26 protein-coding genes and 2 pseudogenes are annotated in these 25,732 nt (G+C 56.1%); 24 read left to right on the top strand and 4 right to left on the bottom strand.

What is annotated here, in order from left to right:
- Window positions 1–121: 121 nt before the first annotated feature.
- Window positions 122–1,189, bottom strand: a complete 1,068-nt coding sequence (locus HMPREF1207_RS09710) for a metallophosphoesterase family protein (protein ID WP_009676328.1) — start codon at window positions 1,187–1,189, stop codon at window positions 122–124.
- A gap of 226 nt (window positions 1,190–1,415) precedes the next feature.
- Between HMPREF1207_RS09710 and HMPREF1207_RS09705 the strand changes: the two genes are divergently transcribed.
- The 10 genes and pseudogenes from HMPREF1207_RS09705 to acpS all read left to right on the top strand — a co-directional run bounded on the left by HMPREF1207_RS09705 (window position 1,416) and on the right by acpS (window position 8,879).
- Complete coding sequence (locus HMPREF1207_RS09705) at window positions 1,416–1,709, top strand: LiaF transmembrane domain-containing protein (RefSeq protein WP_009676300.1); 294 nt, start codon at window positions 1,416–1,418, stop codon at window positions 1,707–1,709.
- A gap of 35 nt (window positions 1,710–1,744) precedes the next feature.
- On the top strand, window positions 1,745–2,407 hold the full coding sequence (locus HMPREF1207_RS09700; RefSeq protein ID WP_009676308.1) for a PspA/IM30 family protein: 663 nt from the start codon (window positions 1,745–1,747) through the stop codon (window positions 2,405–2,407).
- A gap of 3 nt (window positions 2,408–2,410) precedes the next feature.
- On the top strand, window positions 2,411–2,926 hold the full coding sequence (locus HMPREF1207_RS09695) for a PspC domain-containing protein (RefSeq protein WP_009676341.1): 516 nt from the start codon (window positions 2,411–2,413) through the stop codon (window positions 2,924–2,926).
- Window positions 2,927–2,928: 2 nt separating this feature from the next.
- Complete coding sequence (locus tag HMPREF1207_RS09690) at window positions 2,929–3,627, top strand: PspA/IM30 family protein (protein WP_009676348.1); 699 nt, start codon at window positions 2,929–2,931, stop codon at window positions 3,625–3,627.
- 273 nt (window positions 3,628–3,900) lie between these two features.
- Window positions 3,901–4,026, top strand: a complete 126-nt coding sequence (locus tag HMPREF1207_RS30560) for a hypothetical protein (RefSeq protein WP_009676301.1) — start codon at window positions 3,901–3,903, stop codon at window positions 4,024–4,026.
- Between the two features lie 125 nt (window positions 4,027–4,151).
- A complete protein-coding gene (locus HMPREF1207_RS09685; RefSeq protein WP_009676320.1) occupies window positions 4,152–4,586 on the top strand; it encodes a BrxA/BrxB family bacilliredoxin in 435 nt (144 codons plus the stop codon).
- 489 nt (window positions 4,587–5,075) lie between these two features.
- Window positions 5,076–7,049 (top strand): annotated as a pseudogene (locus tag HMPREF1207_RS09680) (glycosyl hydrolase family 18 protein); the annotation flags it as partial.
- A gap of 9 nt (window positions 7,050–7,058) precedes the next feature.
- A pseudogene (locus tag HMPREF1207_RS30755) lies at window positions 7,059–7,337 on the top strand (cellulose binding domain-containing protein); the annotation flags it as partial.
- 131 nt (window positions 7,338–7,468) lie between these two features.
- Entirely contained in the window at window positions 7,469–8,278 is an 810-nt protein-coding gene (gene nadE, locus HMPREF1207_RS09675) for an ammonia-dependent NAD(+) synthetase (protein ID WP_009676310.1), read from the top strand.
- A 214-nt stretch (window positions 8,279–8,492) separates the two neighbouring features.
- A complete protein-coding gene (gene acpS / locus HMPREF1207_RS09670; protein WP_009676333.1) occupies window positions 8,493–8,879 on the top strand; it encodes a holo-ACP synthase in 387 nt (128 codons plus the stop codon).
- 641 nt (window positions 8,880–9,520) lie between these two features.
- Here the strand turns inward: acpS and HMPREF1207_RS09665 are convergent.
- Window positions 9,521–10,075 (bottom strand): hypothetical protein, encoded by a 555-nt coding sequence (locus HMPREF1207_RS09665; protein WP_009676322.1) that lies wholly within the window; start codon window positions 10,073–10,075, stop codon window positions 9,521–9,523.
- Window positions 10,076–10,371: 296 nt separating this feature from the next.
- Here HMPREF1207_RS09665 and mutY point away from each other — a divergent pair, with 296 nt between their 5' ends.
- Complete coding sequence (gene mutY / locus HMPREF1207_RS09660; protein ID WP_036739908.1) at window positions 10,372–11,733, top strand: A/G-specific adenine glycosylase; 1,362 nt, start codon at window positions 10,372–10,374, stop codon at window positions 11,731–11,733.
- Between the two features lie 366 nt (window positions 11,734–12,099).
- Here the strand turns inward: mutY and HMPREF1207_RS09650 are convergent, their stop codons facing one another.
- Together HMPREF1207_RS09650 and HMPREF1207_RS09645 are read right to left on the bottom strand one after the other, a co-directional pair.
- Complete coding sequence (locus tag HMPREF1207_RS09650) at window positions 12,100–12,714, bottom strand: superoxide dismutase (RefSeq protein ID WP_009676925.1); 615 nt, start codon at window positions 12,712–12,714, stop codon at window positions 12,100–12,102.
- Window positions 12,715–12,808: 94 nt separating this feature from the next.
- Window positions 12,809–12,997, bottom strand: a complete 189-nt coding sequence (locus HMPREF1207_RS09645; protein WP_009676916.1) for a hypothetical protein — start codon at window positions 12,995–12,997, stop codon at window positions 12,809–12,811.
- Between the two features lie 417 nt (window positions 12,998–13,414).
- Here HMPREF1207_RS09645 and HMPREF1207_RS09640 point away from each other — a divergent pair, with 417 nt between their 5' ends.
- The 13 genes from HMPREF1207_RS09640 to HMPREF1207_RS09575 all read left to right on the top strand — a co-directional run bounded on the left by HMPREF1207_RS09640 (window position 13,415) and on the right by HMPREF1207_RS09575 (window position 25,728).
- Entirely contained in the window at window positions 13,415–14,308 is an 894-nt protein-coding gene (locus tag HMPREF1207_RS09640; RefSeq protein ID WP_009676921.1) for a carbohydrate ABC transporter permease, read from the top strand.
- Window positions 14,305–15,189: a carbohydrate ABC transporter permease gene (locus tag HMPREF1207_RS09635; protein WP_009676896.1), complete on the top strand. Its 885-nt coding sequence runs from the start codon at window positions 14,305–14,307 to the stop codon at window positions 15,187–15,189. Before HMPREF1207_RS09640 ends, HMPREF1207_RS09635 begins: the two co-directional genes overlap by 4 nt.
- 31 nt (window positions 15,190–15,220) lie before the next feature.
- Window positions 15,221–16,600 carry an ABC transporter substrate-binding protein gene (locus tag HMPREF1207_RS09630; protein ID WP_009676889.1) on the top strand — a complete coding sequence of 460 codons (1,380 nt, stop codon included), beginning with the start codon at window positions 15,221–15,223 and terminating at the stop codon, window positions 16,598–16,600.
- A 63-nt stretch (window positions 16,601–16,663) separates the two neighbouring features.
- Window positions 16,664–17,692: a LacI family DNA-binding transcriptional regulator gene (locus HMPREF1207_RS09625; RefSeq protein WP_009676906.1), complete on the top strand. Its 1,029-nt coding sequence runs from the start codon at window positions 16,664–16,666 to the stop codon at window positions 17,690–17,692.
- Window positions 17,693–17,745: 53 nt separating this feature from the next.
- Window positions 17,746–18,708 (top strand): N-acetylglucosamine kinase, encoded by a 963-nt coding sequence (locus tag HMPREF1207_RS09620; RefSeq protein ID WP_009676868.1) that lies wholly within the window; start codon window positions 17,746–17,748, stop codon window positions 18,706–18,708.
- Between the two features lie 22 nt (window positions 18,709–18,730).
- Window positions 18,731–20,053, top strand: coding sequence for a 6-phospho-beta-glucosidase (locus HMPREF1207_RS09615; protein WP_009676884.1), 1,323 nt, complete (start codon window positions 18,731–18,733; stop codon window positions 20,051–20,053).
- A gap of 382 nt (window positions 20,054–20,435) precedes the next feature.
- Window positions 20,436–20,867 carry a GNAT family N-acetyltransferase gene (locus tag HMPREF1207_RS09605; protein ID WP_016423621.1) on the top strand — a complete coding sequence of 144 codons (432 nt, stop codon included), beginning with the start codon at window positions 20,436–20,438 and terminating at the stop codon, window positions 20,865–20,867.
- Window positions 20,868–21,147: 280 nt separating this feature from the next.
- A complete protein-coding gene (locus tag HMPREF1207_RS09600; RefSeq protein WP_009676910.1) occupies window positions 21,148–21,699 on the top strand; it encodes a DUF402 domain-containing protein in 552 nt (183 codons plus the stop codon).
- Between the two features lies 1 nt (window position 21,700).
- Complete coding sequence (gene lepB / locus HMPREF1207_RS09595; protein ID WP_009676870.1) at window positions 21,701–22,309, top strand: signal peptidase I; 609 nt, start codon at window positions 21,701–21,703, stop codon at window positions 22,307–22,309.
- A gap of 152 nt (window positions 22,310–22,461) precedes the next feature.
- Window positions 22,462–23,709, top strand: coding sequence for a tRNA epoxyqueuosine(34) reductase QueG (queG, locus tag HMPREF1207_RS09590; RefSeq protein WP_009676875.1), 1,248 nt, complete (start codon window positions 22,462–22,464; stop codon window positions 23,707–23,709).
- A gap of 73 nt (window positions 23,710–23,782) precedes the next feature.
- A complete protein-coding gene (locus tag HMPREF1207_RS09585; protein WP_009676888.1) occupies window positions 23,783–24,379 on the top strand; it encodes a methylated-DNA--[protein]-cysteine S-methyltransferase in 597 nt (198 codons plus the stop codon).
- Window positions 24,376–25,407 carry an HD-GYP domain-containing protein gene (locus HMPREF1207_RS09580; protein ID WP_016423620.1) on the top strand — a complete coding sequence of 344 codons (1,032 nt, stop codon included), beginning with the start codon at window positions 24,376–24,378 and terminating at the stop codon, window positions 25,405–25,407. The genes HMPREF1207_RS09585 and HMPREF1207_RS09580 overlap by 4 nt, the downstream gene beginning before the upstream one ends.
- A gap of 78 nt (window positions 25,408–25,485) precedes the next feature.
- Entirely contained in the window at window positions 25,486–25,728 is a 243-nt protein-coding gene (locus tag HMPREF1207_RS09575; protein ID WP_009676878.1) for a YneF family protein, read from the top strand.
- Window positions 25,729–25,732: the final 4 nt, after the last annotated feature.

Raw genomic sequence — 25,732 nt, 5'->3', positions numbered from 1 at the left:
GGGACCGGCGGGTGATCAGGGAAGGGGCGAACCGTCGCAGTCTCCGCGGCGAGCCGGGGAACGAAGAGACCGTCCCGTTTTCTCTCTTTTCTTATTATATAGGTCAGCTTAAAATGGCAGCTCAGGACGGGGGCAGCTCGTGAACGTAGGTACCGATCCACGACCGGCTGTAATGCTCCCGGACTCGGATGACCAGCTTGTCCGGATATACCTGGACAAGAAGACTCTCGCTCTTAGCCGGTTTTACCGGCTTTTGATGGAAATCAAGCACTTTCCGTACGGAGGAGGATCCGACGGAGAGAAAGCCGGTGGGGACTGCCTGACCGCCAAGACTCCAGTCGTAATGGGAGTGGCCGGAGAAAAGAACGGCCTGCGGATACTCCGTCAATACGCGGCGGAACGCCTTATAGTCCGTTACGCCCCGCTCCTGCCCGGAGCCTTTCAGCGTATGGACAAGAGGCTGGTGCAGGAAGACGAAGACCGGCCTGCCGGGGTGCGTTCGGGAAGCCTCGGACAAGCGCCTGCCGAGCCAGTTCATCTGCTCCGCCGACAAGTAAGCGTCCTCCCGGGCATCTTTGACGACGTCCCGATAGCCTTCTCCGCTGAGGAAAATGAACGTGTATCCGGCCATCTCCGCCGCATGGTAGGGCTTCTCGTAGCCGAAGCAGCGCGTGAACAATCCGACCGCCTCGCGTGTGGACCAGAACGGATTGAGCCGGCTCGTATCGATAGAGCCGAACGGCGTACGCCACATCCGGTAATACTCGTGATTGCCCATTGTCGCATGAAGAGGCGGATGGGGCATGGCGTTCAGCACCGCTGCCAGCGCGTTGTAGTCCGCCGGATTGCCGTCGGTCAGGTCGCCGTTCAGCACCATCATGCCGCTGTCCGGCGCTAGAGCCGCATGATCCAGTAAAGCCGTCCGCAGGAGATCCTGCGACAGTTTGTCGTGCGCCTCGATATGAATGTCGCTCAGCACGGAGAACGTCAGCAGCGCCCGGGGCGTCTCTACCGGGGAAACCGTCCGTCCGTCGTCCGCTCCAGCTCCGGCTTGCTGCCCGGAGTGCTGCGGTGGCGCTGCGGCAAGCAAAGCTTCTGCCGCAGGCACCGTCTGCCGGCCCGGCGGCAGAAGGCAGACGGCTGTGCAGCAGGCCAGAAAAACCGCGGCGGCACGCTGAAAATGTTTCACGGCACTACACCTCCGTCTCCATTGTCAGGATCATTTGGGTTAGTGTTCCTTGCCGCCTGTTTTTTATGCGTACGACCCGGGCCGGAGCCCGGTTATCCTGAGGTCGGATATCGGCCCCGACTTAGGTCCAGGACCAAAAACCGCCGCGAGTCCGTTTTGGCGAATGCCGCTGTCGACTAGAATAAAGACATAAGACAACGACAACGAAAGGCGGTGACGCAAAAAGATGAAACGCAATCCTAACATGGGCCTCGCGATCGTGCTGATCGCATTCGGAGCCTGGCTGATTCTCGGCAAACTGGGCATTCACCTGGGTCCGATTATGAGTTACTTGATTCCGATCGGCATGATCGTGGTCGGCTACTTCGGGATTCAGAGAGGCAGCAAGCTGGGCTGGGTAATCGCCCTCCTCGGTATCTTCGCCCTTCTAGGCAAAATGACGACATTGTTCATTATCCTGATCGCTGTCGCCATGATCGCGTTCGGTGTATCGATGCTGAAAGGCACGTCCAATTCCTAAGCCCAAGACGCTGATAAAAGAAGGTGGTAAATACAATGAGCATTCTGAAACGAATTCGTGATATAACGGTAGCAACGCTGAACGAGCGGCTGGAAGAAAGCGAAGATCCCATCCGCTTGATCGACCAATATCTCTCCGCCAAGAGAGAACAGCTCATGCAAAGCGAGCGTTTGTATCAGCAGTGTACGGCGCATGCCTCCTCGCTGAGACAACAATACTTAAGTGCACTGGAAACGAAAGAGAAACGCGAGCAGCAGGCCGCACTCGCCCTGAAAGCGGGCGAAGAGAACATGGCCCGCCTGATCCTTCACGAGAAGCTTCAGGCCGAAGAGCGCAGCGACCAGTACCGCGGCCTCTACGAGCAGGCCGGACAGTCGGCCGCCGAGCTGGAAGAAGAGCTTCAGACCATGCGCGCCGATTACCAGGAAGTGCTCGACAAGCGGGGCTACTACATGGCCCGCATGGAGTCGGCCAGGCTGCAGCAGCGGCTGAACTCGCGCCTGGGTTACGGAGACGGTTCTTCGTCGCCCCGCATGTTTTACCGGATGGAAGAGCACGTATCCGATATGGAGATGCAGGCACACGTCCTTCGCGACCTGCGCCGCACAACCCGGGAGGGCGGCTCCGAGAACTCGAATCCGGCTTTAGAGAAGGAGCTTGAGGCGCTGCGCCGCAAGATTAACCGGGAGGAGTCATAATACATGAGAAAACTATACCGCTCGCGCACCGACAAGAAAGTAACGGGACTTTGCGGCGGACTTGCGGAAGTGTTGAACGTCGATGCAACCCTGCTGCGGCTGCTCACAGTCGTCGCGGTGTTCATCACCAGCGGTTCGCTGATCCTGCTTTACTTCATCGCCAGCTTTATCGTTCCGAAGGAACCGGGCTTCGACCCACCGCGCGGTCCTTACGGACCGGGTCCGTACGGCGGAGACTCCTACGGTCCTTACGGCAACGCCAACAACAATAACTACGGCGGCTCTTACGGCGGCAACCAGGCTTACAACGGCTGGAACGGCAAAGAGGCTAAACACGGCAGACAGCAGTCCGCCGCAGGCTCCTCTTTCGGAGCGCCGAAGGCTGACAATATTGATGAAATGATGAAAGATATCGAGAAAAAAGCGATGCAGCGCGAAATCGAAGAGCTTCGCGGCAAACTCGATCGCCTGGAAAAGCAACAAAAACCAACTAATAACGATTCCAAAGGAGATGTATAAACATGGGAGTTTTTTCGAGAATTAAAGATATGACGAAGGCGTCTATTCACGAGGTATTGGATAAAGTCGAAGATCCGGTCGTTATGCTCAACCAGTATATCCGCGACATGGAAGAAGAAATCGCGAAAGCGGAAGTGACCGTGGCGAAGCAAATCGCCAACGAGCGCAAGCTGAAACAGCGCCTGGAAGAAAGCGTACGCCTGTCCGCCGACCGTGAAGGCAGAGCGGCAGCCGCGCTGAAAGACGGCGAGGAGCAAGCGGCACGCCAAGCACTTGAGGAAAAACTGTACCACGACGAGAAAATCGCCGAGTATACCGATCTGCACGAAGCTTCCAAAGGTCATGCGTCTGAACTGACTCAGCAGCTTCACGACATGAAAGACGAGTATTACAAGCTGCGCAACAAGCGCAATGAGCTTGTGGCCCGCACACAGCTGGCCAAAGCGAAAAAGCAAATGGCGCAAGTGAGCTATAACGGCGTGATCGAAAGCGGTAATGCCTCCAGAGGCTTCCAGCGCATCGAAGAGAAAATCATCCAGCTGGAAGTGGAAGCGGAAATCGCCCGCAAGCCTTACGTACCGGCATCCGGTTACAGCAGCGTGTCGAGCTACAATCCGTCCGATTCCGCCAAGCAGGCCAAAGTCGACGAGCAGCTCCAGCAGTTGAAGAACAAAATCGGCGGTACGAAAGCCGAGAAGTAATCGGCTTCGCAGAAGCCTTATGACTGACCGGCAGGCGCCGGAATTCAGAGCAGGAATTCCGCGCCGCCTCCGGCCGGTTCTTACCGCAATAAGCGGCACCTCTTGCACAGCTATACCTGACCTTGCCTTCGGAGATCGGACTCCGGAGGCTTTTTTTTCTGTCCGCTCCCTGGTTGATTGACCGATCATGCGACGCGGCTCCGCAGGTGACAAGAGCGAATTGCCCTCCAACGTGGTGCGCATACTACGGAAAAGAAAGGAGATGAACCCCGAATGGCTAAATCCAACAATTCCAAAGAGCAGGATATTCACGAAAAAGAAAATAAACAACGCAAAAGCACCCCGTCCGAATCCGGCGGCGACAAAAAACTGAACGGGCCGAATTTTCCCGCGACGTAGCGGCATTTAGGGTCTTGCGGACGCCATGGATCTTATACAGCCCCTTTGCTTTCTTTTCCCCCGATTGTATAATGGAATGGAAAAGAAAATGTCCATGACATTGATCACAGGGGAGTGAACCAATTATGGTGATGTCTTTTGACTCATATATGAGAGACATGGTACAACCAATGCGTGAGGATCTGACCCGCATCGGCGTGAAGGAACTTCTGACGCCCGAGCAGGCAGCGGAAACGCTGGAGAATTCGGAAGGAACGCTGCTGCTCGTTATCAACTCCGTTTGCGGCTGCGCGGCGGGCCAATGCCGTCCCGGCGTTGCCAAAGCTCTGCAGAACGAAGTGAAGCCGGATCACCTGTACACCGTTTTCGCCGGTCAGGAGAAAGAAGCGACGGCTAAAGCCCGCGAATATCTGGCGCCTTATCCGCCTTCGTCGCCTTCGATCGCGCTGTTTAAAGACGGTCAACTGGTGCATTTTATCCAGCGCCACCAAATCGAAGACCGTTCCGCCGACATGATTGCCGGCGATCTGACGGATGCCTTCGAAAAGTACTGCAAATAAGAACGAGACCGTTAACCGGTCCGTTCTCAATAAAGCAAGCTCCTGCGGCCGTCTTTGGACGGAAGCGGGGGCTTTTTTCTTGTCCGCGGAAGGGCTTCGCGCGGCGCACGGCTTAAATTAGTCATGTGGCCCTAACACGTTGAGCATATCAGACTATAGCCCGGCCCGGAGGAATTGAGTAAAGTTTTAATATAAAGAGAGCGTTTCCAAGATGTGGGGATCGGGAAACGTCCGTGGACGTGAGTGTAAAACGAACAGCTGAATCCGGAGGCGGGCATGATTTTTTTCATGCGGCCCGGAGGAGGTGATTGAGCGGATAAAAGTCGGGATGAGCGGAGCAAGTACAAACGGCGGCAGGACGCTGATTACAAAGCGGCGGAATGAAGCAAGCAAAAGGAGGTTTTTTGAAAGCGTTTACTAAAGATCGAAAAGATCGTCCACTAAAAAGAGAAAGAAGGGAAATAAATGAAAAGCAACAAAAAAATAAAAATGACCTGGCTGGGTTTCTTTGCGCTTCTGCTGGCGCTGCTCCCTCTGTTCAACACGGGCGCGGGCAGGGCTTCTGCGGCCGAACCGGCCAAAATCGTCGGGTATTTTACCTCCTGGGGGATTTACGGCCGCAATTATCAAGTTAAAGATATCGACGGCTCCAAATTGACTCATTTGAATTATGCCTTTGCGGACATTTGCTGGGGCGGGGTGCACGGCAACAATTCGACCGACAGCCCTAACAAGCAGACGTGGTCTTGTACGGATTCACATGTGCCTCTGCAATCCAAATCCGTCCCTAACGGAACGATTGTGCTTGGAGAGCCGTGGGCGGACGTAAATACGCCGTATGCGGGCTACACCTATGAGGAGTGCGACCAGAAGGCGCTTTGCGGCAACTTTGCGGGTCTGCGTGACCTCAAGAAAAAGAACCCGTCGCTCAAAACGCTCATCTCCGTGGGCGGATGGACTTGGTCCAACCGTTTCTCCGATGTGGCAGCCAACGCGACTACGCGCGAAACTTTCGCCAATTCCGCTGTCGAGTTTATCCGCACGTACGGTTTTGACGGTGTGGATCTGGACTGGGAGTACCCCGTAGCGGGCGGCCTGTCCGGCAACACCTACAGCCCTGCGGATAAGCAGAACTACACGCTTCTGCTCAAAAAAGTCCGCGAGAAATTGGACGCGGCCGGAACTGCTGACGGCAAGAAATACCTTTTGACCATCGCGTCCGGCGCCAGCCAGAAGTATGCGAACAACACGGAGCTGTCCGAGATCGCCAAAACCGTCGATTGGATCAACATCATGACGTACGATTTCCACGGCGGCTGGGAAAAGTCGACCAACCATAACGCAGCGCTCTACCCGGACCCGAACGATCCGTCCACGGGCGAAATCAAGAAGTTCAATACGAGCGACGCGATCGATATTTACTTCCAGTCGGGCGTTCCCGCCAACAAGCTGGTGCTCGGTCTTCCTTTCTACGGCAAGGGCTGGAAGGGCTGCCCTCCGGGCCCGAACAATGACGGCCAGTACCAGACCTGTGTAGGGGGCTGGGACGGCAGCGTTCTGCCGACCGGCACTTGGGACGACTGGGCGTCCGGCAACAGCGGCACGTTCGATTACGGCGACATCATGGCCAACTATGTGAACAAGAACGGCTTCACCCGCTACTGGAACGACACGACCAAAACGCCTTATCTGTTCAACCCGACGAGCGGCACGTTCATCTCCTATGAAGACACGCAATCCATTGCCGCCAAAACGGCTTACATCAAAAGCAAAGGCCTGGCCGGCGCGATGTTCTGGGAAACCAGCTCCGACTGCCGCACCAGCCCGAAATTCTCCTGCACAACCAAGCTTCTCGACAAAGTGGCGGCCGACCTTCTGAGCCCTGCCGTACCGGATACCCAGGCTCCGACGGCGGTTACGAATTTGGTCTCTACCGGCAAAACGTCCACGAGCGTCACCTTGAGCTGGACCGCTGCGACGGATAACGTCGGCGTAGCCGGATACGAAGTGTCCTACGGCACGACGAAAGTCAATGTGACGGGAACCACCGCCAACATCACGGGCCTGACGGCCAATACCGCTTATACGTTCACCGTAAAAGCGAAAGACGCGGCAGGCAACGTATCCGCACCGGCTTCCGTAACCGTCACGACGGACGGCGGAACAACAACGCCGGATACGCAAGCTCCGACAGCGGTCACGAACCTCGTCTCCACCGGTAAAACATCGACCAGCGCAGCTCTTAGCTGGACAGCAGCGACGGATAACGTCGGCGTTACGGGTTATGACGTCACATACGGCACGAAAACCGTCTCCACGACGGCGACAAGCCTCAACGTGACCGATCTTACACCGAACACAGCCTATACGTTCACGGTCAAAGCCAAGGATGCGGCGGGCAACATATCCGCTCCGGCTTCCGTCACGGTTACCACGGACCCAGCGACGAACCCGGGCTCTCCGGTTCAGCCGACCTTCACGGTAACGAGCGATTGGGGAACGGGCTACAACTTCAGCTTCTCCATCAAGAACACGGGAACGACCCCGATCACGAACTGGAAGCTGGAATTCGATTACACGGGAAGCATCACATCCGTCTGGGATGCTTCCATCGTCAGTTCCGCCAATAACCATTTCGTGATCAAAGGCGCAGGCTGGAACAACACGCTTCAGCCCGGAGCTACCGTTACTTTCGGAGGCGCGGGGCTTGTGAAAGCCCAACCGACGAACATTGTGGTAACAGGCAGCTAATCCGCTGCGGATTTTGAAGTGAGATAATCTAACATGAAAAACCGTCCCGGCCATCCTTTTGGTGGTTGGGGCGGTTTTCTTTGTGGTAAGATAAGTTCAAACCTTAGGTGTGGAGAAGGAGGATTTTTTTAATGAGCCTGCAGCAGGAAATTATACAAGAACTTGGCGTTAAACCGCAGATCGACGTTCAGGAAGAAATCCGCAGACGCGTAGATTTTTTGAAGCAGTATGTAAAAAGCGCGGGCGTATCCGGTCTGCTGATTGCCATCAGCGGGGGCATCGACAGCGCCGTTGCCGCCGGTCTTTGCAAAATAGCGACGGACGAGCTGACGGAAGAGAGCGGCAAAGAGTATAAGACAGTCGGCGTCTTCCAGCCGTACGGGACACAAGAGGATATTCATGACAGCTATGCGACGGCAGAAGCGTTCAACCTCAAATACCGCATGGAAACCAATATCGAAGAAGCGGTGAACGAGATCGCGCTCGAAGTCGAGTTCGGTCTGAAAAATGCGGGCGACTCCCGTCATATGAGTAAAGAAGGCAAGGGCAACGTGAAGGCGAGAACCCGGATGGTCGTGCAGTATGCCATCGCTTTCGAAATGAACCTGCTCGTCGTCGGTACGGATCATGCTTCCGAGGCGATTACGGGCTTCTTTACGAAGTGGGGCGACGGCGCCGTCGATATCACTCCTCTCAGCTCACTCAACAAGCGTCAAGTACGCGCTCTGGCGGCCGAACTGGGCGTTCCGGACAGTGTGCTGCATAAAGCTCCGACTGCCGGACTGTGGGAAGGACAGACGGACGAGAAGGAACTTGGAGTCAGCTACGAGGACAACAGCGACTATCTGGAAGGCAAAGCGATCGATCCGGCCGCCGCGGAAAAACTTGAGAAGCATTATATGAAAACAAGACATAAGCGCGGCCGCATTCCCGGCATTTAAATCCGAGCGTTCAAGCGGAAACTTGCCTGGCATTCGGAGACCTGTTCTTTTTCGGGAAAAAAGATAAAGAAGCGGAGGAGCGGAGCTCTTTCGCTTCTTTTGCGTATGCGAATGCTGTGGCGGCGGCGTCCCGGCTTGACCTCGCGGAATGGCCGTGCCACAATCAGGCAAGGTGAACGAAACGGAAAAAAAGATGAGTAACGGAGGCGTACACATGATTATCGGAGTCGGAATGGACATGGTTGATATCGCCCGTGTAGCGGGATTGCTGCGGGAAGAGAGCGGAGATCGGTTCATGCGGAGGATTTTAACCGAAGAAGAACAGCAGCTTGCAGCCGGGAAAAGAGGCAGGCTGGCCGAGTTTACGGCAGGGCGTTTTGCCGCGAAAGAGGCCGTGGTCAAAGCGTTGGGATGCGGAATCGGCCGCCAGGCGGGGTTTCATGACGTCAGTGTCCTTCCGGACGAGTCGGGTAAGCCCCATTGTTTCCTATCCGAGGGGGCGAGGCAGCGTCTGGGGCTCGGACAGGACGTTGTCATTCATTTGAGCATTACGCACACGGATACGATGGCGGCGGCCTACGCGGTTGTCGAGCGGCCTTAGCCCGGAAAAGGCCGGAAGGCGGATACACTCACGGTTACGGGGCGTTATGAAGGCGCATCGGAAGATGAGCGGGCCTGCTTAATAGCGCTTGTCAGGTAGGCGGTGAATCGCCATCAAGCGGAAGCTCCAAGAAGGCATACAGTATAAGCCGGCATTCGGAGGATAAAACGGGAAAGGTAAATGAAAGTCCGCAGTCGCGGTAAAACGCGAACGGTAAGCGAAAGGGACTGCTATAGAACGGCAAGCGAAATGGAGAACTATAGAACGGCAAACGAAAAAACGGGGAGCTATAGAACGGTAAACGAACCGGAGAGCTACAATCTGGCGCTCTCCTGAGTGCAGCCCGTGTGCGCAGCCAAAGCGGGCCGATGGAGCGCTGCACAAAAGGCTGGGTGTTTTGTAAACTCCCCGGCGCAAAAGAAAAGACAGCCCGTTTCCGAAGCTGTCCGAGCTGCCTGATTCTGTGCCCAGTGGGCCGTGCGTTTGCCTGCCGTAAGCGAGGCGAGCGCGTACCACCACGCTCCACTCCGGGAGCCGCGACTCAAAGATGGAAAGCCGTCTGAGCCGGGCCCGCGGCCAAGCGGAGAGCTTGGCACGTGAGGCAGGCCTACCAGACTGACGGCCGCAAAAAACTTGCGGCGCTATCCCGTCACAGGCGCCAGCGGCCTTGTCAGGGACCAGGCGCAAACGAGCAGGCTGAGGCCGCTCATCCCCTGCAAAATGACGCCGGAGTAGCCCAAATACCAGAGGGCCATCACGATCGTAAGCGCGAAGAGCCACAGACCGAGCCAGAAAAGCCTTCGGTCGGCGGCCGCTCCGAGCAGGACGAAAACGACCGAGAGCAGGAACGCCCTCAGAAGCGCGACGAAATAAGGGCCGACCGCCTGCACATATTCGAGCACGGCTACGGCGCCGATCAGCATAACGGCGGGGAAGGCGAGCATAACGAGGGAAATGGAGCCTTCGCGCGCGGCGCCGGCTTTGCGGCGCATTTTTACCCAGATCACGATGCTGGCAAGCACGGCCGCCGCGAATATTCCCTGCGCGAGCCAGTCTAAATCGACCCATTCCTGAAAGAAATCGACCGCCGCCGCGACGACTCCCTGAATGCCCCATACAGCCAGATAAGGCGCGAGCCAGCGAAAGCCGGAAGGAATCACGGCCGGTCTGCCGGGTGCCGTTCGGGCTTCTTTCATTTTGTACAACCTCCGTTCCCGAATCCAATCATCCGAAAAAGTCCGAATACGACAAGAATACCCAATTCAGCCCGCAAAAACAAGCAAAGGCCGGACAGTTCCATCCTCCCCTCTTTTGCTTTATAATAAAAGGTTGTGGGTGTTCAAAACGTGAGCCCCGGAGAGGAGAGGGAATCCAGGTGGCAGAGCTTGAACGGCAGCAGGAACGCAATGAGCCGGTACCGGCTGAAGAGGGACAAGTTCCGGAAAAGCCGAAGAAAACAAAATCGGCGTCCAAAACGGATAAAACACCGCCGGTGGAATACCCGACGGAACAAAAACGATTTTTCTCCGCCAATTTGTTGGCGTGGTATTTGATACATCGCCGCGATCTCCCGTGGAGACGCAGCCGCAACCCTTATTATATCTGGATTTCGGAAGTTATGCTCCAGCAGACGAGGGTGGACACGGTGATACCGTATTTCCACCGGTTCGTCGATTTGTTCCCGACGGTAGAGGCTTTGGCCGTAGCCCCGGAGGATGAGGTTCTGAAAGCGTGGGAAGGGCTCGGCTACTATTCCCGCGCGAGAAACCTCCAGCAGGCCGTACGCGAGGTTCACGAGCGTTACGGGGGCATCGTGCCGGACACGAAGGAGGACATCTCCTCCCTCAGAGGGGTAGGCCCGTATACGTCGGGCGCGATTCTCAGCATCGCGTACAACAAGCCGGAGCCCGCCGTCGACGGCAACGTCATGCGGGTGCTTTCGCGCTACTTCCTCATCGAGGACGATATCGCGAAGCCCGCCGCAAGAGTGGGGATGGAGCGGCTGGCCCGCGATCTCATCCCCGAAGGCTCCGCGGGGGACTTCAACCAGGCGCTGATGGAACTCGGCGCCATGGTCTGCACCCCGCGCTCGCCGCAGTGCCTGACCTGCCCGGTCATGGACCACTGCTCGGGCAGGCTGGCCGGCAGGGAAGAGACCCTGCCGGTGAAGAGCAAGGCCAAGCCGCCGAAACCGGAGCGGCGGCTTGTGGCCCTGATCGAGGGCGAGGGCCAGAACGCGGGGCGGATACTTATCCGCCAGCGACCCCAGGAGGGCCTCCTCGCCCGCATGTGGGAGCTGCCGCACGTAGAGCTGCCGGCGGCCGCCTCCGGCGGCGCCCGCGGCTCCCTCGCGGCAGCGGAACCTCCCGGCCCTGAGGGCGGGCCGGGGCTGCTTCTCGCGGCGGCGGATGAAGCCGCCGCATCTTCCGCCGGCGCGGATCGGTCGGCGGAGGCACAGCCTGCCGTCGGCAGCGCGGCCGCCGGGCCGGAAGCGCCGGCGAAGCGGGGCCGCCGCGGCAAAGCCGCCGCTGCGGGGAGCGAGGCTCCCGCAGCCTGGCCGGGCGATGCGCACAGCATGGAGCAGCTGCGCATCGCGCTGGCCGAGGAGGAGCACGTGGACGTGCTCCCGCAGGGCTGGATCGCCGACACGAACCACACCTTCAGCCATCTCTACTGGGACATGAAGGTGTACCGGTGCCGGCTCGGCGGCCAGGGAGGCGCTCCCGCGGGGCAGCTGCCTTACCGCTACCGCTGGATGTCGCCGGAGGAGCTGGAGCGCTACGCGTTCCCGAACGTGTTTCTGCGCGTCTTGAAGATGTACGCGGAGGAACAGGGCGTATGGGAGGGGAAGTAGACCCGGCCGCCCCGGATGCCGTCTAAACGCGCATCACCGGGAAGTAAAGCGCGACAAGGGCTCTGAACCGTTCCTTCGCAGGTCCTTCAGCGCCTCGGTCGTTAGCTAGGCGTCCCGTTTGCTGCTGGATCTGTTCGGAAGGGTCACGCTGGCCGGCAGCCGGTTCTCCCTTGCACCGTATGTCCCGCTCCCGAGCGAGCGAGCAAGCAAGCACGAAGAACGTGTACCGCACCGGAAAGGGCAGATTCTTGATGCCTTTTAAAACACAATTCCATAAACACATTCTTCTAGACACATACAGCCCCATATAAAAAAAGACGCCCTCCCAGGCTTATCGCCCGGGAGGGCGTCTTGCGTATACCGGAATTATTTCTTAGCGGCTTCGTAACGCTTGTTAACGGCATCCCAGTTAACAACGTTCCAGAAAGCGGAGATGTAGTCCGGGCGTTTGTTTTGGTATTTCAGGTAGTAAGCGTGCTCCCATACGTCCAGTCCGAGAAGCGGAGTGTCGCCTTCGAAGAGCGGGCTGTCCTGGTTAGGAAGGCTGTATACTTTCAGTTGGCCGTCTTTACCGAGCGCAAGCCATGCCCAGCCGCTGCCGAAACGGGTAGTAGCCGCTTTGGCGAAATCTTCTTTGAATTTATCGAAACCGCCCAGCTCGCTGTCGATAGCTTGAGCCAAAGCGCCGGTAGGCTGACCGCCGGCGTTAGGAGCGATGGTTTCCCAGAAGAGGGAGTGGTTGGCGTGTCCGCCGCCGTTGTTGCGTACTGCAGTGCGGATCGCTTCCGGAATGCTGTTCAGATCGCTGATCAGGTCTTCCAGGGATTTGTTCTGAAGGTCGGCATGGCCTTCAAGTGCAGCGTTCAGGTTCGTTACGTATGTGTTGTGATGACGGTCGTGGTGAATTTCCATCGTTGTTGCGTCGATGTGCGGTTCCAGTGCGTTATTCGGATAAGGTAGAGCCGGTAATTGATGTGCCATGATTTGAATACCTCCTAAGCGATATGTTAACACTTACCTGTTTATTATAAGACGATTTTTGATAGTAAATCAACATTTATGTATATTAAGTCGGTTAGACCGTATTCTCCCGCCTTCTTTCAATCTCCCGGATGACCTGCGCGTGTATAGCCGTACCCTGTGCGTTGAGCCAGGGAGACAGCTCGCTCATCACCGAATGGTGATAAGATAATTCTTCTTCATCCCAGGCGGAAGCGTCCAGTGAACTCAGTTCGTGCAGATGTCGTTTTTCCTGCTGTGGCATTTTTTTCACCTCCTTTTATTAAGAATGACCGGAAACCGGAGTTATTATCAGAAATTTTCTGCAAGAAGGCGCCGGGAAGATGTGAAGAAGACGGGGGGGAGGTTTAGAAGAACCGGAAAGGACAACGTTTTCCTTGCCTTATGATTTGTAAGCGCTATACATTTTTGCTTGCAAAAGCAAATAAGGGATTGACACCCGGCATGAAAGCGTTTATCTTAAATTTATAAAAGTTAAACCCTTTTAATTTTTGAGAACAAGCTGACACGGATGACAGAAAAGGAATTTGAAGTGGTTTACGAGGTTTTAGGCTGAAAAATGGGCATAATATCCAGAAATCCGAATCGGTTTAGATGGAAATCATGCCTTTTATTTTTGGACTAAAATTAAAGCGTTTTAACTTTCGGAAGGAAGGATGCCATGAGAACCAAAACGGCAAGGCACCAAACGCTCTGGTTTTACATCTTCATTTCACCCTGGCTGATCGGAGCTGTTCTGTTCGCCCTGTATCCCATCGTATCATCAGCTTACTACAGTTTTACCGAGTATGACATCGTAAATCCCCCGAAATGGGTCGGTTTTCAGAACTACGTCGATTTGTTCCACGATGATATCTTCTGGATTTCCATCTGGGCTACCGTGCGATATACGCTGCTGAGCGTTCCGATCCAGCTCGGGCTTTCGCTTCTTTTCGCGCTCCTGCTCAATCAGAAGATCCCGTTCAAAGGTTTTTTCCGGACGGTCATGTATTTCCCGAGCATGATATCGGGTGTGGCCATGGCTCTGATCTGGATGTGGATTTTCAATCCGCAGAGCGGGCTTCTTAATCAGGGGCTCAGCCTGCTGGGGCTGCCCGGGCCGCTTTGGCTGTTTGACGAGAAGTGGGCCATCTTCGCTCTCGTGCTCATGTCGCTGTGGACGGTAGGCGGGGGAATGGTCATCTTCCTGGCCGGTCTGCAAAGCGTGCCGCCAAGTCTGTACGAAGCGGCCGAACTGGACGGCGTAACGCGCCTCCGCTCGTTCTGGCACATTACGCTGCCGATGATCTCGCCCGTGTTCCTTTTTCAGCTGATTATGGGTCTGATCGAGTCTTTCCAGGTCTTTACCCAAGCGTTCATCATGACCAAGGGCGGACCGAACTATTCGACGATGTTCTACGTGTATTACCTGTATCAGAACGCCTTCAAGAATTTCAAAATGGGCTATGCTTCCGCGATGGCCTGGCTGCTGCTGATCGTCGTCATGGTCCTTGCCCTGCTTATTATGAAAGGCTCTAAACGATTCGTTCATTACGAAGGGGGAGACGGAGTTTGAGCAGCGCGGTTCCTACACAGCCCGCGAGGGCCTATAAACCTTCCAGGCTGAAGGCTGGGCGCAGAACATGGTTCGACTGGTTCGTCTTCGCCATGCTGATCGTCCTGTCGGTCTTGATGATTCTGCCGTCGGTTCACATGCTGTCCACGGCTTTCAAAACGCGGGCGGAATCGCTGAGATTCCCGCCGACGATCCTGCCGGATAAATTCGTGACGGAAAACTTCAAGAAATTGTTCGAGCTCGATTTTCTCAACTGGTATCAGAACAGCCTGCTCATCGGCATTATGACGGTGATCGGCACGGTGCTTTCCTCCGCTCTGGTCGCCTACGGTTTTTCGCGGTACCGGGCGAAGGGCAAGGACGCCCTGTTCGCTTTTCTGCTGGCCACGATGATGCTGCCTTACCCGGCCGTCATGATCCCGCAGTTCATCCTGTTCAAGGAACTCGGCTGGATCGATACGTTCCTGCCGCTGATCGTTCCGGCCTTTCTAGGCTCCGCCTATTTTATATTCCTGCTCAGGCAGTTCTATACCTCCCTGAGCAACGAGCTTTTCGAAGCGGCCAAAGTCGACGGCTGCTCGGAGCTCCGCCAGTGGTGGAGCATCGCCCTTCCGCTGTCGGGCCCGGCCCTGGCGACCGTCGCCATCTTCTCCTTCATCTGGAGCTGGAACGACCTGCTCGGGCAGGTGCTTTATCTGAACTCGACCGAGAAGTTCACTCTGCCGATCGGTATGGCCGGCATGGTGTCCTCGACCACGCGCCCTCCTTCCTGGAACGTCGTTATGGCCGCATCTCTGCTGGCGCTGGTACCGATTCTGGTTTTATTCTCCGTCGCGCAGCGCTATTTCGTACAGAGCATCGTGCTGACGGGTGTGAAATAAGAGAGGGAAACAATAAGGAGGTCTACCTTAAATGTGGATGACTAGAAAACCGTATCATATGACGCTCGCTGCCGTATTGGCGGCGTCGGTAACGCTGGCGGGCTGCTCCGGGGGAGACAAGAAGACCGAGGGAACGGGCGGTTCCGGCAAGTCGGGAGAAACCGTAACGATTACCCACTACACCCAGGACGCGCCGGACAAAGCCTACGTGGAGCAGCTCATTCCGGAATTCGAGAAGAAGTTCCCCAACATCAAGGTCAAGGTTGTAAAAGCGCCTTACGAGCAATTTGAATCGAAGCTGCAGAGCATGGTAGCCGCCGGCAATTCGCCGGACGTCACTTCCCACTGGGGCGATGCGGGCTTCGCGGAATATTACAACAAAGGCTTGGTCCGCGACATAACCGATCTTCTGAAAGAAGACAGCTTCAAACCTTCCGACTATGGAATTTCGGATCATTTGATGGATATCTACAAAGTCAATGGCAAAACTTATGGAATTCCTGTCTATAGTTACGTATCTGTTCTCGTATATAATAAGGATATGTTTGACAAGGCAGGAATTCCGTACCCTCCGTCCGATTATGAAGACAAATCGTGGACGTTCGAGAAGATGCAGGAATATGCCAAGAAGCTGACCAAAATATCCAAAAACCTGAACGATACCCAGTACGGCATCGATTGGGGCTGGTCCGAGAGAGATATGAGACCGCTTTATTTCGGCGCCAGCACGTATCCGGAAGAAACGTTTACGAAGAACGGGGGCAACCCGGAGGTTTCCAAATTCAATTCGCCCGAAGTGAAGGACGCTTACCGGACGCTGTTCGATATGATGCACAAAGACAAAAGCATGATCGATCCCGTTACGACCAAAGCTGTCGCGGGCGAAGGAGGAGACCCGTTTGCCGCAGGCAAAGTCGCGATGTCCGTGGGCGGTGCCTGGCTTCTCGCCGGTTCCAACGATTTCGGCTTTAAAGTCGGCGTAGCCGCCGTCCCGGCCGGGAAGAACGAGAAGGCGAGAGACGTGCTGTTCGTCGATCCCCTGTTCATCCTCAAAGACTCGAAGCATCCGAAAGAAGCGCTGGAGTGGATTAAATTCCAGCTTTCCAAGGAAACGCAGGAGAAAGCGGTCGAACTCAGCGGAGGCACGCCGCCGGCGAATTCGCAAGCAGGCGAGAAGTATTTCAGCTACTTCCAGAATATCGATCCGAAAGATCTCAAGAACGTGTACGAAGGCGGCCTGAAGTACGGCGTGGAATCGTGGAACCATATGATCCCGGGCTACGCGGAGCTTAACACGATCATCAAAAACGAAATGGAGCCGATCGAGAACGGCAAAAAATCGGTCGACGAAGTCATGCCGGATCTTGAGAAGCACATCAACGACGTTTTGGCGAAAAGGCAGAAAAAATAACACAGTCGGACTCTTGACCAGCCCCGCTGCATGGTGGGATTCCGACGTTGGGAGTTCGATTGGATGAAAATAAGCATATTTGACGTTGCAAAAAGAGCGGGAGTATCGGTGGTCACCGTCTCCCGCGTTCTGAACGACTCGCCTACGGTGAGGGAAAACAACCGGCAGAAAGTGCGCCAGGCTATCAAGGAGCTCGATTACCGGCCCAATTCGGCCGCAAGGAGTTTAGCCAGAGGGAAGACGGGCGTAATCGGCCTTACGCTTACGACTTTGCAGGATTCCCTGTTCGACGGAATCGTCAAGTGCGTGAACGATGCGCTGAAGGAGCACGGCTATTTCCTGGCCCTGTCCATCGGACCGGACACGAGTGATTCCGACTGGGGAGAGGGCAGCAACTTTCTGTACCAGGAAGACAGGGTGGACGGAATTATCGTACTTTCCCCTCTTAAGGAGGAAAACGACGTCCTGGAGTTGAAAAGGAAAAAGATCCCATTTGTACTGGTGGATAACCAGCAGGAAGACATGAGCGCCTCGGTCGTTAACGTCGATAACTATATGGGCGGTTTGGAGGCGACGCGTCACCTGCTGAGTCTCGGGCATACCAAAATCGCGCATATCGCGGGTCCCGAGCTCTACCGGAGCGCCAGGGAGCGGAAACGGGGCTATATCGATGCCATGGCGGAAGCGGGGCATCCCCCGTTTCTTTTGGTGGATTCGGATTTCGATATCCGAAGCGGCTTTGACATCGCCAAGAGCTGGCTGGCGGAGGGCGAGAGGCCGACGGCCGTATTCGCCGCCGACGATTTCATCGCGCTGGGCGTGATCGAGGCCTTCCGCGATGCGGGACTTCACGTGCCGCGCGATCTTTCCGTCATCGGCTACGATGACCAAGCCTTCTCGTCGGCGATTCATCCCCGGCTGACGACAGTCTGTCAGCCCTCCGAGGGGATGGCGCAGGAAGCGGTGAAGCTGCTGCTGAAGATCGTGAACGGCACGCAGAAACGGAATGCTTCGGTGAAGCTGGAGCCGAAATTGATCGTGCGCGAATCCACGGCGTCTCCGGACGGCAGAACACTCGAAATAGACAGATAAAATAGGAGCTGTGAAATAGGAGAACAATTGCATGGAACGGGAGATGGAGAACTGTGAACTATTATTTGGGCATGGATGCAGGCGGCAGCAAAACCTATGCGGTTATCGCCGATGAAACCGGACGGGTGGTCGGCACCGGCAGAAGCGGTATGGGGAATCATCAAATTCATCACGATCGGGCGGCCGCGAGCATCGGGGGCGCCGTGGACGAGGCGCTTCGCGAAGCGGGCCTGACGAAAGCGGATATCGCTTTCGCTTACTTCGGGCTGGCGGGGGCGGACCGCGAGATCGACTTCCGCATCCTGCGGAAGCTTCTGGAGCCGATCGGCTTCGCGAACTGGGATCTCGCCTGCGATACCATCGTCGCCATGCGGGCGGGCACCACGAAGCCTTACGGCGTCGTCGCCATCTGCGGCAGCGGCGTGAACTGCTCGGGCATGAACCGGCAGGGCGAAGCCTACCAGTGCGGCGGCTTCACCTACACATTCGGCGACTTCGGCGGCGGGGGCGGCCTTGCCGTCGAAGCGTTCCGCTCGGTCGTCCGCGCCTGGGACGGACGGGGAGAGCAGACCCTGCTGACGGGCCTGGTTCTGGAGCTGCTCGGCTACGAGACGGTCGGAGACATGTTCCACGAGTTTCTCGACCATAACAAGTCCGTTCCGCTGGAGCTCGCGAAACTGCTTTTCACGGCCGCAGGCCAGGGAGATCAGGTTGCACGCGATATTCTGAAGGAGCAGGGCGAGGAAATCGGCCTCTCGGTCAAGGCGATCGTGAACAAGCTCGGCATGGCCGAAGAGGAGTTCGATGTCGTACTCGCCGGCAGCGTGCTGATGCGCGGAAACGGCGACTACGTCGAGAAGTATATCGTAGACGCGGCGAAGAAAGCGGCTCCGGCAAGCACGATCCGCCGGCTGGACGCCGAGCCGGTAGTGGGCTCCGTGCTGCTTGCGATGGAACGCGGCGGCTTGACGGTCAGCGAAGAAGTGAGCGAGAAACTGAAGCAGTTAAAAATGTAAACCAAATCGGGGAGTGAGAGAGATGGACAAAAGCTTGAAAATCGTCGTCATCGGTGGAGGTTCCTCTTATACACCGGAAATCGTAGAAGGATTTATTCTGAATTACGACAAGCTGCCGATTCGTGAAATTTGGCTCGTCGACATTCCGCAGGGTGAATGGAAGTTGAACATCGTCGGCAGCCTGGCGAAGCGCATGGTCGAAAAATCCGGCCTGCCGATCCAGGTTCATCTGACGCTGGACCGCCGGGAAGCTCTGCCGGGGGCAGACTTCGTCTCCACGCAAATGCGTGTCGGCATGCTGGAAGCCCGCGCCTGGGATGAGTCCATCCCGCTGAAATACGGCGTCATCGGCCAGGAAACGACGGGGCCGGGAGGCATGATGAAGGCGTTCCGGACAATACCGGTCCTGCTCGACATCTGCCGCGACATGGAAGAACTGTGTCCGGACGCTTGGCTGCTCAACTTTACGAATCCGGCCGGCATGGTAACGGAAGCTATCTCCAAGCACAGCTCCATCAAATCGATCGGCCTGTGCAACGCTCCCATCGGCATGCACAAATGGCTGATGAAAGAATACGACGTTCCGGCGTCGAGCATTTATACCGAGTTCGTCGGTCTCAATCACCTTCACTGGATCACGCAGATCACCGTGGACGGGGAGTCGAAGCTGGAAGAACTCGTCGGCAGCGGCAGCGGATATTCTGCCAAGAACGTGCCTCAGATGGAATGGAACGCAAGCTTTATCCGCGGTCTGGGCGCGGTGCCCTCCTACTATCTCAAGTATTTCTACCTGAAGGATGAAATGCTGGAGGAACAGATCGAGGCGTCGAAGAAGGACGGCACGCGCGCCGAGGTCGTCAAGCGGGTCGAAGACGAGCTTTTCGAGCTCTATAAGGACCCGGATCTGGCGGAGAAGCCGAAGCAGCTGGAGAAGCGCGGCGGAGCTTACTATTCCGAAGCGGCGGTTAACCTGATGTGCTCCCTTTACAACGACTCAAGGGATATTCAGACCTTGAACGTGCGCAACGACGGCATTCTGGATTTCCTTCCGAAGGAGTCGAGTATCGAGGTGAACTGTGTCGTGACCCGGCAGGGACCGATCCCGCTTTCGGTGACACGCGTGCCGGAGGCTGTCAAAGGCCTGATCCATGCCGTGAAAACGTATGAAATCCTTGCGATCGAGGCGGCCGTTACGGGAGACAGAAGTATCGCCCTCCAGGCGCTTGCTCATCATCCGCTCATTTCCTCGGTCAATACGGCCGAAAAGATGCTGGACGAAATGCTGGAGCAGAACCGCGCCTATCTGCCTAATTTCTTTCCCGCTGCCGAACATTCGAACGTTTAACGGTTTACGGCCCTAATCATTATCGATAAAAGAAAAATCGACAAGCAAACAGACGATTTAGCTGTTGGAATAGAACGAAAGACAGCCGGGATAACCCGGCTGTTTTTTTTGTGCCCGGAAGTCGGCCTTCCAAAAAGATTCAAATGAGGAAGAACCCGAAAGCGGCTTTTCCCAGGTCCGTAATCCTATGAAACTGTTGGAAGAAGAAGGACTTTTTAGGCGAAAAAAAGCACAAAAAGTCATGTAAACGCTTCCTATTAAGCGCTTTCAAGAGATTTATTAAGAAAAGCTAGTGTTTTTTGAAAAAAAGGGAGGATTTTCGGCGTTTTTTGTCGTAAAATTATTTTTACACCGAAAAATTGATATTGTGGGAGTGGACCTCATGCGTGTTCGTTCTTTTCGATTGTCTGATTACAGCTCGATCTCCGGTCTGCTTCAGGAAGCGCTCAGCGATCCTTGTTACAAGGAAACGATGCAGGCGTTTGCCAAGCAGCTGTCGTGGGACGGCGAATTAGTGTTGGTTGCGGAAGAGCAGGATGAGCTGGTTGGTATGGTAATCGGGACTATCGATGATAACAAAGGGTACTATTACCGCCTGGCAGTTGCACCCGGGCATCGTCGCAAGGGAATCGGCAAGGCTTTGATTGAAGGAATGAAGCAGCGTTTTATGCAGCGTAAGGTTAAACGCATTCTTGTCACAGTCGATCATCACAATGAATTGGTGCTGCCTGTTTATGAGTCGGCGGGATACAATCACTCCGATTTTACGAGAACGGCAAACCGGCTCAGCATTGTAAAGAAAGCAAGCATGTAGGGGTCAATTATAGTATAATGAAGGCATATCTTTTTGTCGCTGGCGGACAGGCTCCGCTCCCGGGAGGAAGGTATGCTTTTATTGTAACCACTTCTTTTATGCCGGGAAGAACGGGCTCCGTAGGGAGCTTTTTTAGTCGCTGCGTATTTATTTTTCTACGCGGGTTCCGGTCATTTCGTTTCAACCTGATCGAATTTCAAATTAACCGACAATACCAATGAAGTCATGAGCATAAGCTGCATTAGCCGGATGAGACGGTTTATATAGAGGGGCAATTTCAATGGAATCTTTCGAGCATTTTGTCATTAAGAGCTTTAAGCACGACGGTCATCTGCACCGGATGTGGCTGGAGAACTGGAAAGTGCCCCAGCACGAGCTCCATCCCGAACATCAGAGAGAAAACATGAACGTGTTTATCAACAACCAGACGAAAATCCAGGAAGCGGACGGGAAGGAATGGACAAGCCGGATTCCGGGCGTCTCTTTTTTTATACCGGGGGAATGGTACAATATCGTCGCTCTTCTCGAAGAGGGGGGCGTGCGCTACTACTGCAACGTAGCCTCGCCGTTTTACCGGGCGGGCAACGTGATCACCTACATCGACTACGATCTGGATGTGATCCGGATGGCCGGAGGCGACGTTCATGTCGTGGACCGGGAGGAATACGAGCAGCATAAGGCGCTGTACCGGTATCCTCCGCTGGTCGAATCGAAAGTAAAGGCGGGGCTGGACGCCCTGCTGAAACGAATCGGCAAACAGGGCGCCCCGTTCGGGGACGAAAGCGTCCGCCGATACTATCAGCTGTGGAAGGACAGGGAAACGGAGGCGTGAGGTGACGGATTCCAGGCGGGAACCCCGGTCTTCTTCCGCGCCCGCACCGGAGACGGGCGGAGTGCAGGGAGGCGGCCGCATTTCCGGGAGAAGAAACTGGAGCAGGCTGGGAACTTTCGTTGTCATTATACTGGCTGCTGCCGTTATTCAGCGGTACGGATTCAACATTTCCGCCGTCCGCGGAATATCGATGGAGCCGACCCTGCATGAAGGGGAGCGGCTTTTTGTGAATAAAACGGCTGCTTGGACCGGGAGTTTCAGCCGGGGAGACGTCGTAGTCCTGAAAGAACCGGATGGGACAGACATGGAGAAGACCCACCCCTATCTGGTCAAAAGGATCGTGGCTGCGGCCGGTGACCGGCTTGAAATTACGGACGGCCGGGTATTTGTAAACGGGGAAGAACTGAAGGAGCCCTATACGGACGAAAGGATCGGGGACGGCGATTACGGTCCTTTAACCGTAGGTAAAGGCTACTGTTTCGTCATGGGCGACAACCGGCGCAGCGGAGCGAGCCTGGACAGCCGGAGTTTCGGTCCGGCAGCCGTTAGTTTGCTGATCGGACGGGCAGAATGGATAGTATGGCCGTCAGACGCCCTGAAAGGTCTCTAGAAAGGCTTTTAGGGGCACGAATAAGACCTGAGAAGCAGCTGGCGCTTAAAGAGCGCACACGCAGGAAGAAAGGCCCCTGCCCGGATACACCGTCCGTTAGCAGAGCCGGTTTGAACGTTTCAACTCAGACGATACGGAAGGAGGGATAGAGCGTGCGGATAACACTTGCGGATGCTTCCGAAAGGGAACTGCTCCTGCTTAAGCAGGAAATCATCCAGGCGGCGCCGTCGCTCGGAATCGATAAAATCGGTTTCGCTTCGGCGGAGCCTTTTCACGATTTGAAGGATATTCTTCTTCGGCACCGCGAGAAGGGCTACGAATCCGGCTTCGAAGAGCCGGATATCGATAAGCGCGTTAACCCGGACCGCAGCTTCGAAGGGGTCAAATCCATCATCGCTATCGCGGTCGCCTATCCCTCCAAGCTGGTTAACCCTCCACGCTCGGAAGCGGGGGCGTACCGGGGGATGCTGGCCCGGGCCGCCTGGGGCGACGATTACCACCTGGTCCTGCGGGACCGGCTGAAGCGGCTGGGGGCGTTTCTGGAAGAGCGCGTCGACGATGTCCGGTTTATGGACATGGTCGACACCGGCGCTCTCGTGGACCGTGCCGTGGCAGAGCGTGCGGGAATCGGCTGGGTCGGCAAAAACTGCGCCGTCATAACTCCCGAGTGGGGTTCCTGGGTTTACCTCGGCGAATTGCTTACAAATCTTCCTTTCCCCGCCGATACTCCTATTATGGACCAGTGCGGGGAATGCCGGATCTGCATCGACGCCTGCCCGACGGGAGCGCTTGTTGGGCCCGGGCAGCTGAACTCCAGCCGGTGCATTTCCTTCATCACGCAGACGAAGGGAACGATTCCGGACGAGTTCAAGGAGAAGATCGGGAACCGGCTGTACGGATGCGATACGTGCCAGATCGTCTGCCCGGTGAACAAGGGCAAGAACTGGACGCACCACGAGGATCTCCAGCCGGATCACGAGGTCGTGAAGCCGTTATTGATCCCGCTGCTCACCATGGGCAACCGGGAATTCAAGGAGCGCTTCGGAAGAAGCTCGGCGGCCTGGAGGGGGCGCAAGCCCATCCAGCGCAATGCGGTGCTCGCGCTGGGCAATTTCAAGGACCGGTCGGCCGTTCCGGTGCTCGCTTCCCTGCTCAAGGACGATCCGCGTCCGGAGCTTCGGGCCACGGCGGCCTGGTCGCTCGGCAAGATCGGAGGCGAGGCGGCGCTAGAAGCCGTGCTCCGGGCGCAGCGCAGCGAACGCGACGAAGGGGTGCTTGCCGAGCTGGACAAGGCGGCGCGGAAGCTCGGCGGGCTTTCGCCAAGCGGCGGCGATCCGGCCGCGCCAGAAGCCGGCGGGCCGCAGGCGGACGGCGCCGGAACGGCACCGGCTGCGGAGTAGCCGCCGTGCGTTAAGCCCGGGGCGCGCTGCCGGAAGTGCCCGCAGCCAACTACCACAAGCGGAGGGATGCGTAATGGACGACAGCGGCAGAGGAACGGTCACGACGGCAGGGGAATCTGTCTATATAGAAACCGATACGCTGGATTCTCTAATCGGCCCTCTGCTTCTCGCCAGGACGAAGACGGGGCTCTGCGCGATCGAATTCGGGAGCGGTCCGGAAGCGGTCCGCAAGCTGGAGCAATGGACGGACCGCTGGATTCCGGGCGGTACCCTTGTTCCGAGTCCCGGAGGATTCCGGGAAATCAGAGAACAGCTTGCAGAGTATTTCAGCGGACAGAGACGTTCGTTCGACCTCGCATTCGATCTGCGGGGGACGGAGTTTCAGCTCCGGGTCTGGAAGGCGCTGCTGTCCGTTCCGTACGGAGCTACCGCTTCTTATAAAGACATCGCCGCCGCCATCGGATCGCCTCAGGCGGTCAGGGCGGTCGGCGGGGCCAACAACCGCAATCCGGTCCCGATCGTCATCCCGTGCCACCGCATTATAGGCGCAGGCGGGCAGCTGGTAGGATACGGGGGCGGGCTTCCCGTCAAGACGGCTCTGCTTGAGCTAGAGGGCTGGTCGCCGGCGGATGTCCGGCATACATCGAAGAATCGGGAGTGGAAAGCATGAAATATGTTCCTATTGATTCCATAGAACCGGGACAATATCTGGGAAAGACGATTTTTACGGCGTCCGGGGCGGTTATGCTGGCCGAGGGGGTTCAGCTTACCGTTTATATGATTAATACGCTGAGACGCATCGGGGTTTCCATGCTTTATATCCAGGATCAGGAGACGGACGATATCGAAATTCCCGAAGTCGTCAGCGAGGAAACGAAGCGGATCGTCATCCGGCAGATGCTGGACACCTTCGATTCCATCCGGTCCGGTAAAGACTTCAATACACGCCACATGAGCAAAAACGTGGATACGCTGCTGGACGAAATTTTAAAAAACAAGGACGTTCTGATCCAACTGACGGATATCCGCACGAAAGACAATGACATGTACCTGCATGCCCTCAACGTCTGCATGATTTCCACACTGATCGGGATCAATATGAATCTGAATCCGCAGCAGCTTAAAGAGCTGGCTATCGGCGCGCTGCTTCACGACGTAGGCAAGCTGGACCGGATTACGGACGACGAAGCCAAGGACGACCGGCTTCATCATACGTGGAGAGGCTTCGAGCTGCTTAAAGCCAAGCGGGAATACAGCCTGCTTATCGCGCATGTCGCGTTCCAGCACCACGAAACGCCTGACGGGCTAGGCAAGCCGCGCAGACTCCTGGGAGAGCAGATTCATCTGTACGCGAAGATCGTAAGTGCGGCCAATACCTACGACAATCTCCTTCAAGGCAGCGGCCTGGACGCGGGGCTGCTCCCCCATGTGGCGATCGAGCACATGATGGCTATGGCGGGTACGAAGCTGGACAGGGACATCCTGATTCACTTTCTGCGCACCGTATCGGTCTATCCGACGGGGATTTCCGTCCGTCTGTCCACTCGTGAAACGGGTGTAGTGGTCGGCCAGCACCGGGGCTTGCCGGGCCGTCCGGTGGTCCGCATCATCAAACAGGGCGGCGGCAAAGAGTACGATGTGAAGGAAATGGATCTGGCGAAACACACCACGCTTTTTATCGAACACGTGTTGGCCTGAGAAGCTTGGATTTTCGGCTTTATAATGCTATGATGAGTTTGACTGAAAACAATTTTTGAACGCAGGGGGAAAAGCAGGATGTGGCAAATTATCATTCCGATTCTGACCTTGATAGCGGGACTGGTCGGAGGCTTTTTTATCGGAGTGTTCTATCTCCGTAAGCAGCTCGAATCGATGCAGAACAATCCGGAAATGATCCAGAAGATGGCTAAGCAGATGGGCTACAACATGAACAAGCAGCAAATGAACAAAGTGCAGACTATGATGAAGAACCAGAACCTGACCAGCAAAAAGCCGAATAAAAATGCAAGATCCAAATAAAAAA

Source organism: Paenibacillus sp. HGH0039 (genome assembly GCF_000411255.1).
Lineage (GTDB): Bacteria > Bacillota > Bacilli > Paenibacillales > NBRC-103111 > Paenibacillus_F.
Note: the sequence above shows the minus strand (reverse complement) of the source record. Positions and strands in the feature narration are given on the sequence as shown.

Bases quoted from the DNA above. Each gene is read 5' to 3' on its own strand.
- nadE (WP_009676310.1), top strand. From the start codon at position 7,469: ATGAGCCTGCAGCAGGAAATTATACAAGAACTTGGCGTTAAACCGCAG.
- HMPREF1207_RS09695 (WP_009676341.1), top strand. From the start codon at position 2,411: ATGAGAAAACTATACCGCTCGCGCACCGACAAGAAAGTAACGGGACTT.
- HMPREF1207_RS09615 (WP_009676884.1), top strand. From the start codon at position 18,731: ATGGACAAAAGCTTGAAAATCGTCGTCATCGGTGGAGGTTCCTCTTAT.
- HMPREF1207_RS09585 (WP_009676888.1), top strand. From the start codon at position 23,783: ATGGACGACAGCGGCAGAGGAACGGTCACGACGGCAGGGGAATCTGTC.
- HMPREF1207_RS09685 (WP_009676320.1), top strand. From the start codon at position 4,152: ATGGTGATGTCTTTTGACTCATATATGAGAGACATGGTACAACCAATG.
- HMPREF1207_RS09665 (WP_009676322.1), bottom strand. From the start codon at position 10,075: ATGAAAGAAGCCCGAACGGCACCCGGCAGACCGGCCGTGATTCCTTCC.
- HMPREF1207_RS09690 (WP_009676348.1), top strand. From the start codon at position 2,929: ATGGGAGTTTTTTCGAGAATTAAAGATATGACGAAGGCGTCTATTCAC.
- HMPREF1207_RS09645 (WP_009676916.1), bottom strand. From the start codon at position 12,997: ATGCCACAGCAGGAAAAACGACATCTGCACGAACTGAGTTCACTGGAC.
- HMPREF1207_RS09580 (WP_016423620.1), top strand. From the start codon at position 24,376: ATGAAATATGTTCCTATTGATTCCATAGAACCGGGACAATATCTGGGA.
- HMPREF1207_RS09705 (WP_009676300.1), top strand. From the start codon at position 1,416: ATGAAACGCAATCCTAACATGGGCCTCGCGATCGTGCTGATCGCATTC.
- HMPREF1207_RS09640 (WP_009676921.1), top strand. From the start codon at position 13,415: ATGAGAACCAAAACGGCAAGGCACCAAACGCTCTGGTTTTACATCTTC.
- HMPREF1207_RS09625 (WP_009676906.1), top strand. From the start codon at position 16,664: ATGAAAATAAGCATATTTGACGTTGCAAAAAGAGCGGGAGTATCGGTG.
- HMPREF1207_RS09605 (WP_016423621.1), top strand. From the start codon at position 20,436: ATGCGTGTTCGTTCTTTTCGATTGTCTGATTACAGCTCGATCTCCGGT.
- HMPREF1207_RS09700 (WP_009676308.1), top strand. From the start codon at position 1,745: ATGAGCATTCTGAAACGAATTCGTGATATAACGGTAGCAACGCTGAAC.
- acpS (WP_009676333.1), top strand. From the start codon at position 8,493: ATGATTATCGGAGTCGGAATGGACATGGTTGATATCGCCCGTGTAGCG.
- HMPREF1207_RS09600 (WP_009676910.1), top strand. From the start codon at position 21,148: ATGGAATCTTTCGAGCATTTTGTCATTAAGAGCTTTAAGCACGACGGT.
- HMPREF1207_RS30560 (WP_009676301.1), top strand. From the start codon at position 3,901: ATGGCTAAATCCAACAATTCCAAAGAGCAGGATATTCACGAAAAAGAA.
- HMPREF1207_RS09575 (WP_009676878.1), top strand. From the start codon at position 25,486: ATGTGGCAAATTATCATTCCGATTCTGACCTTGATAGCGGGACTGGTC.
- HMPREF1207_RS09650 (WP_009676925.1), bottom strand. From the start codon at position 12,714: ATGGCACATCAATTACCGGCTCTACCTTATCCGAATAACGCACTGGAA.
- HMPREF1207_RS09630 (WP_009676889.1), top strand. From the start codon at position 15,221: ATGTGGATGACTAGAAAACCGTATCATATGACGCTCGCTGCCGTATTG.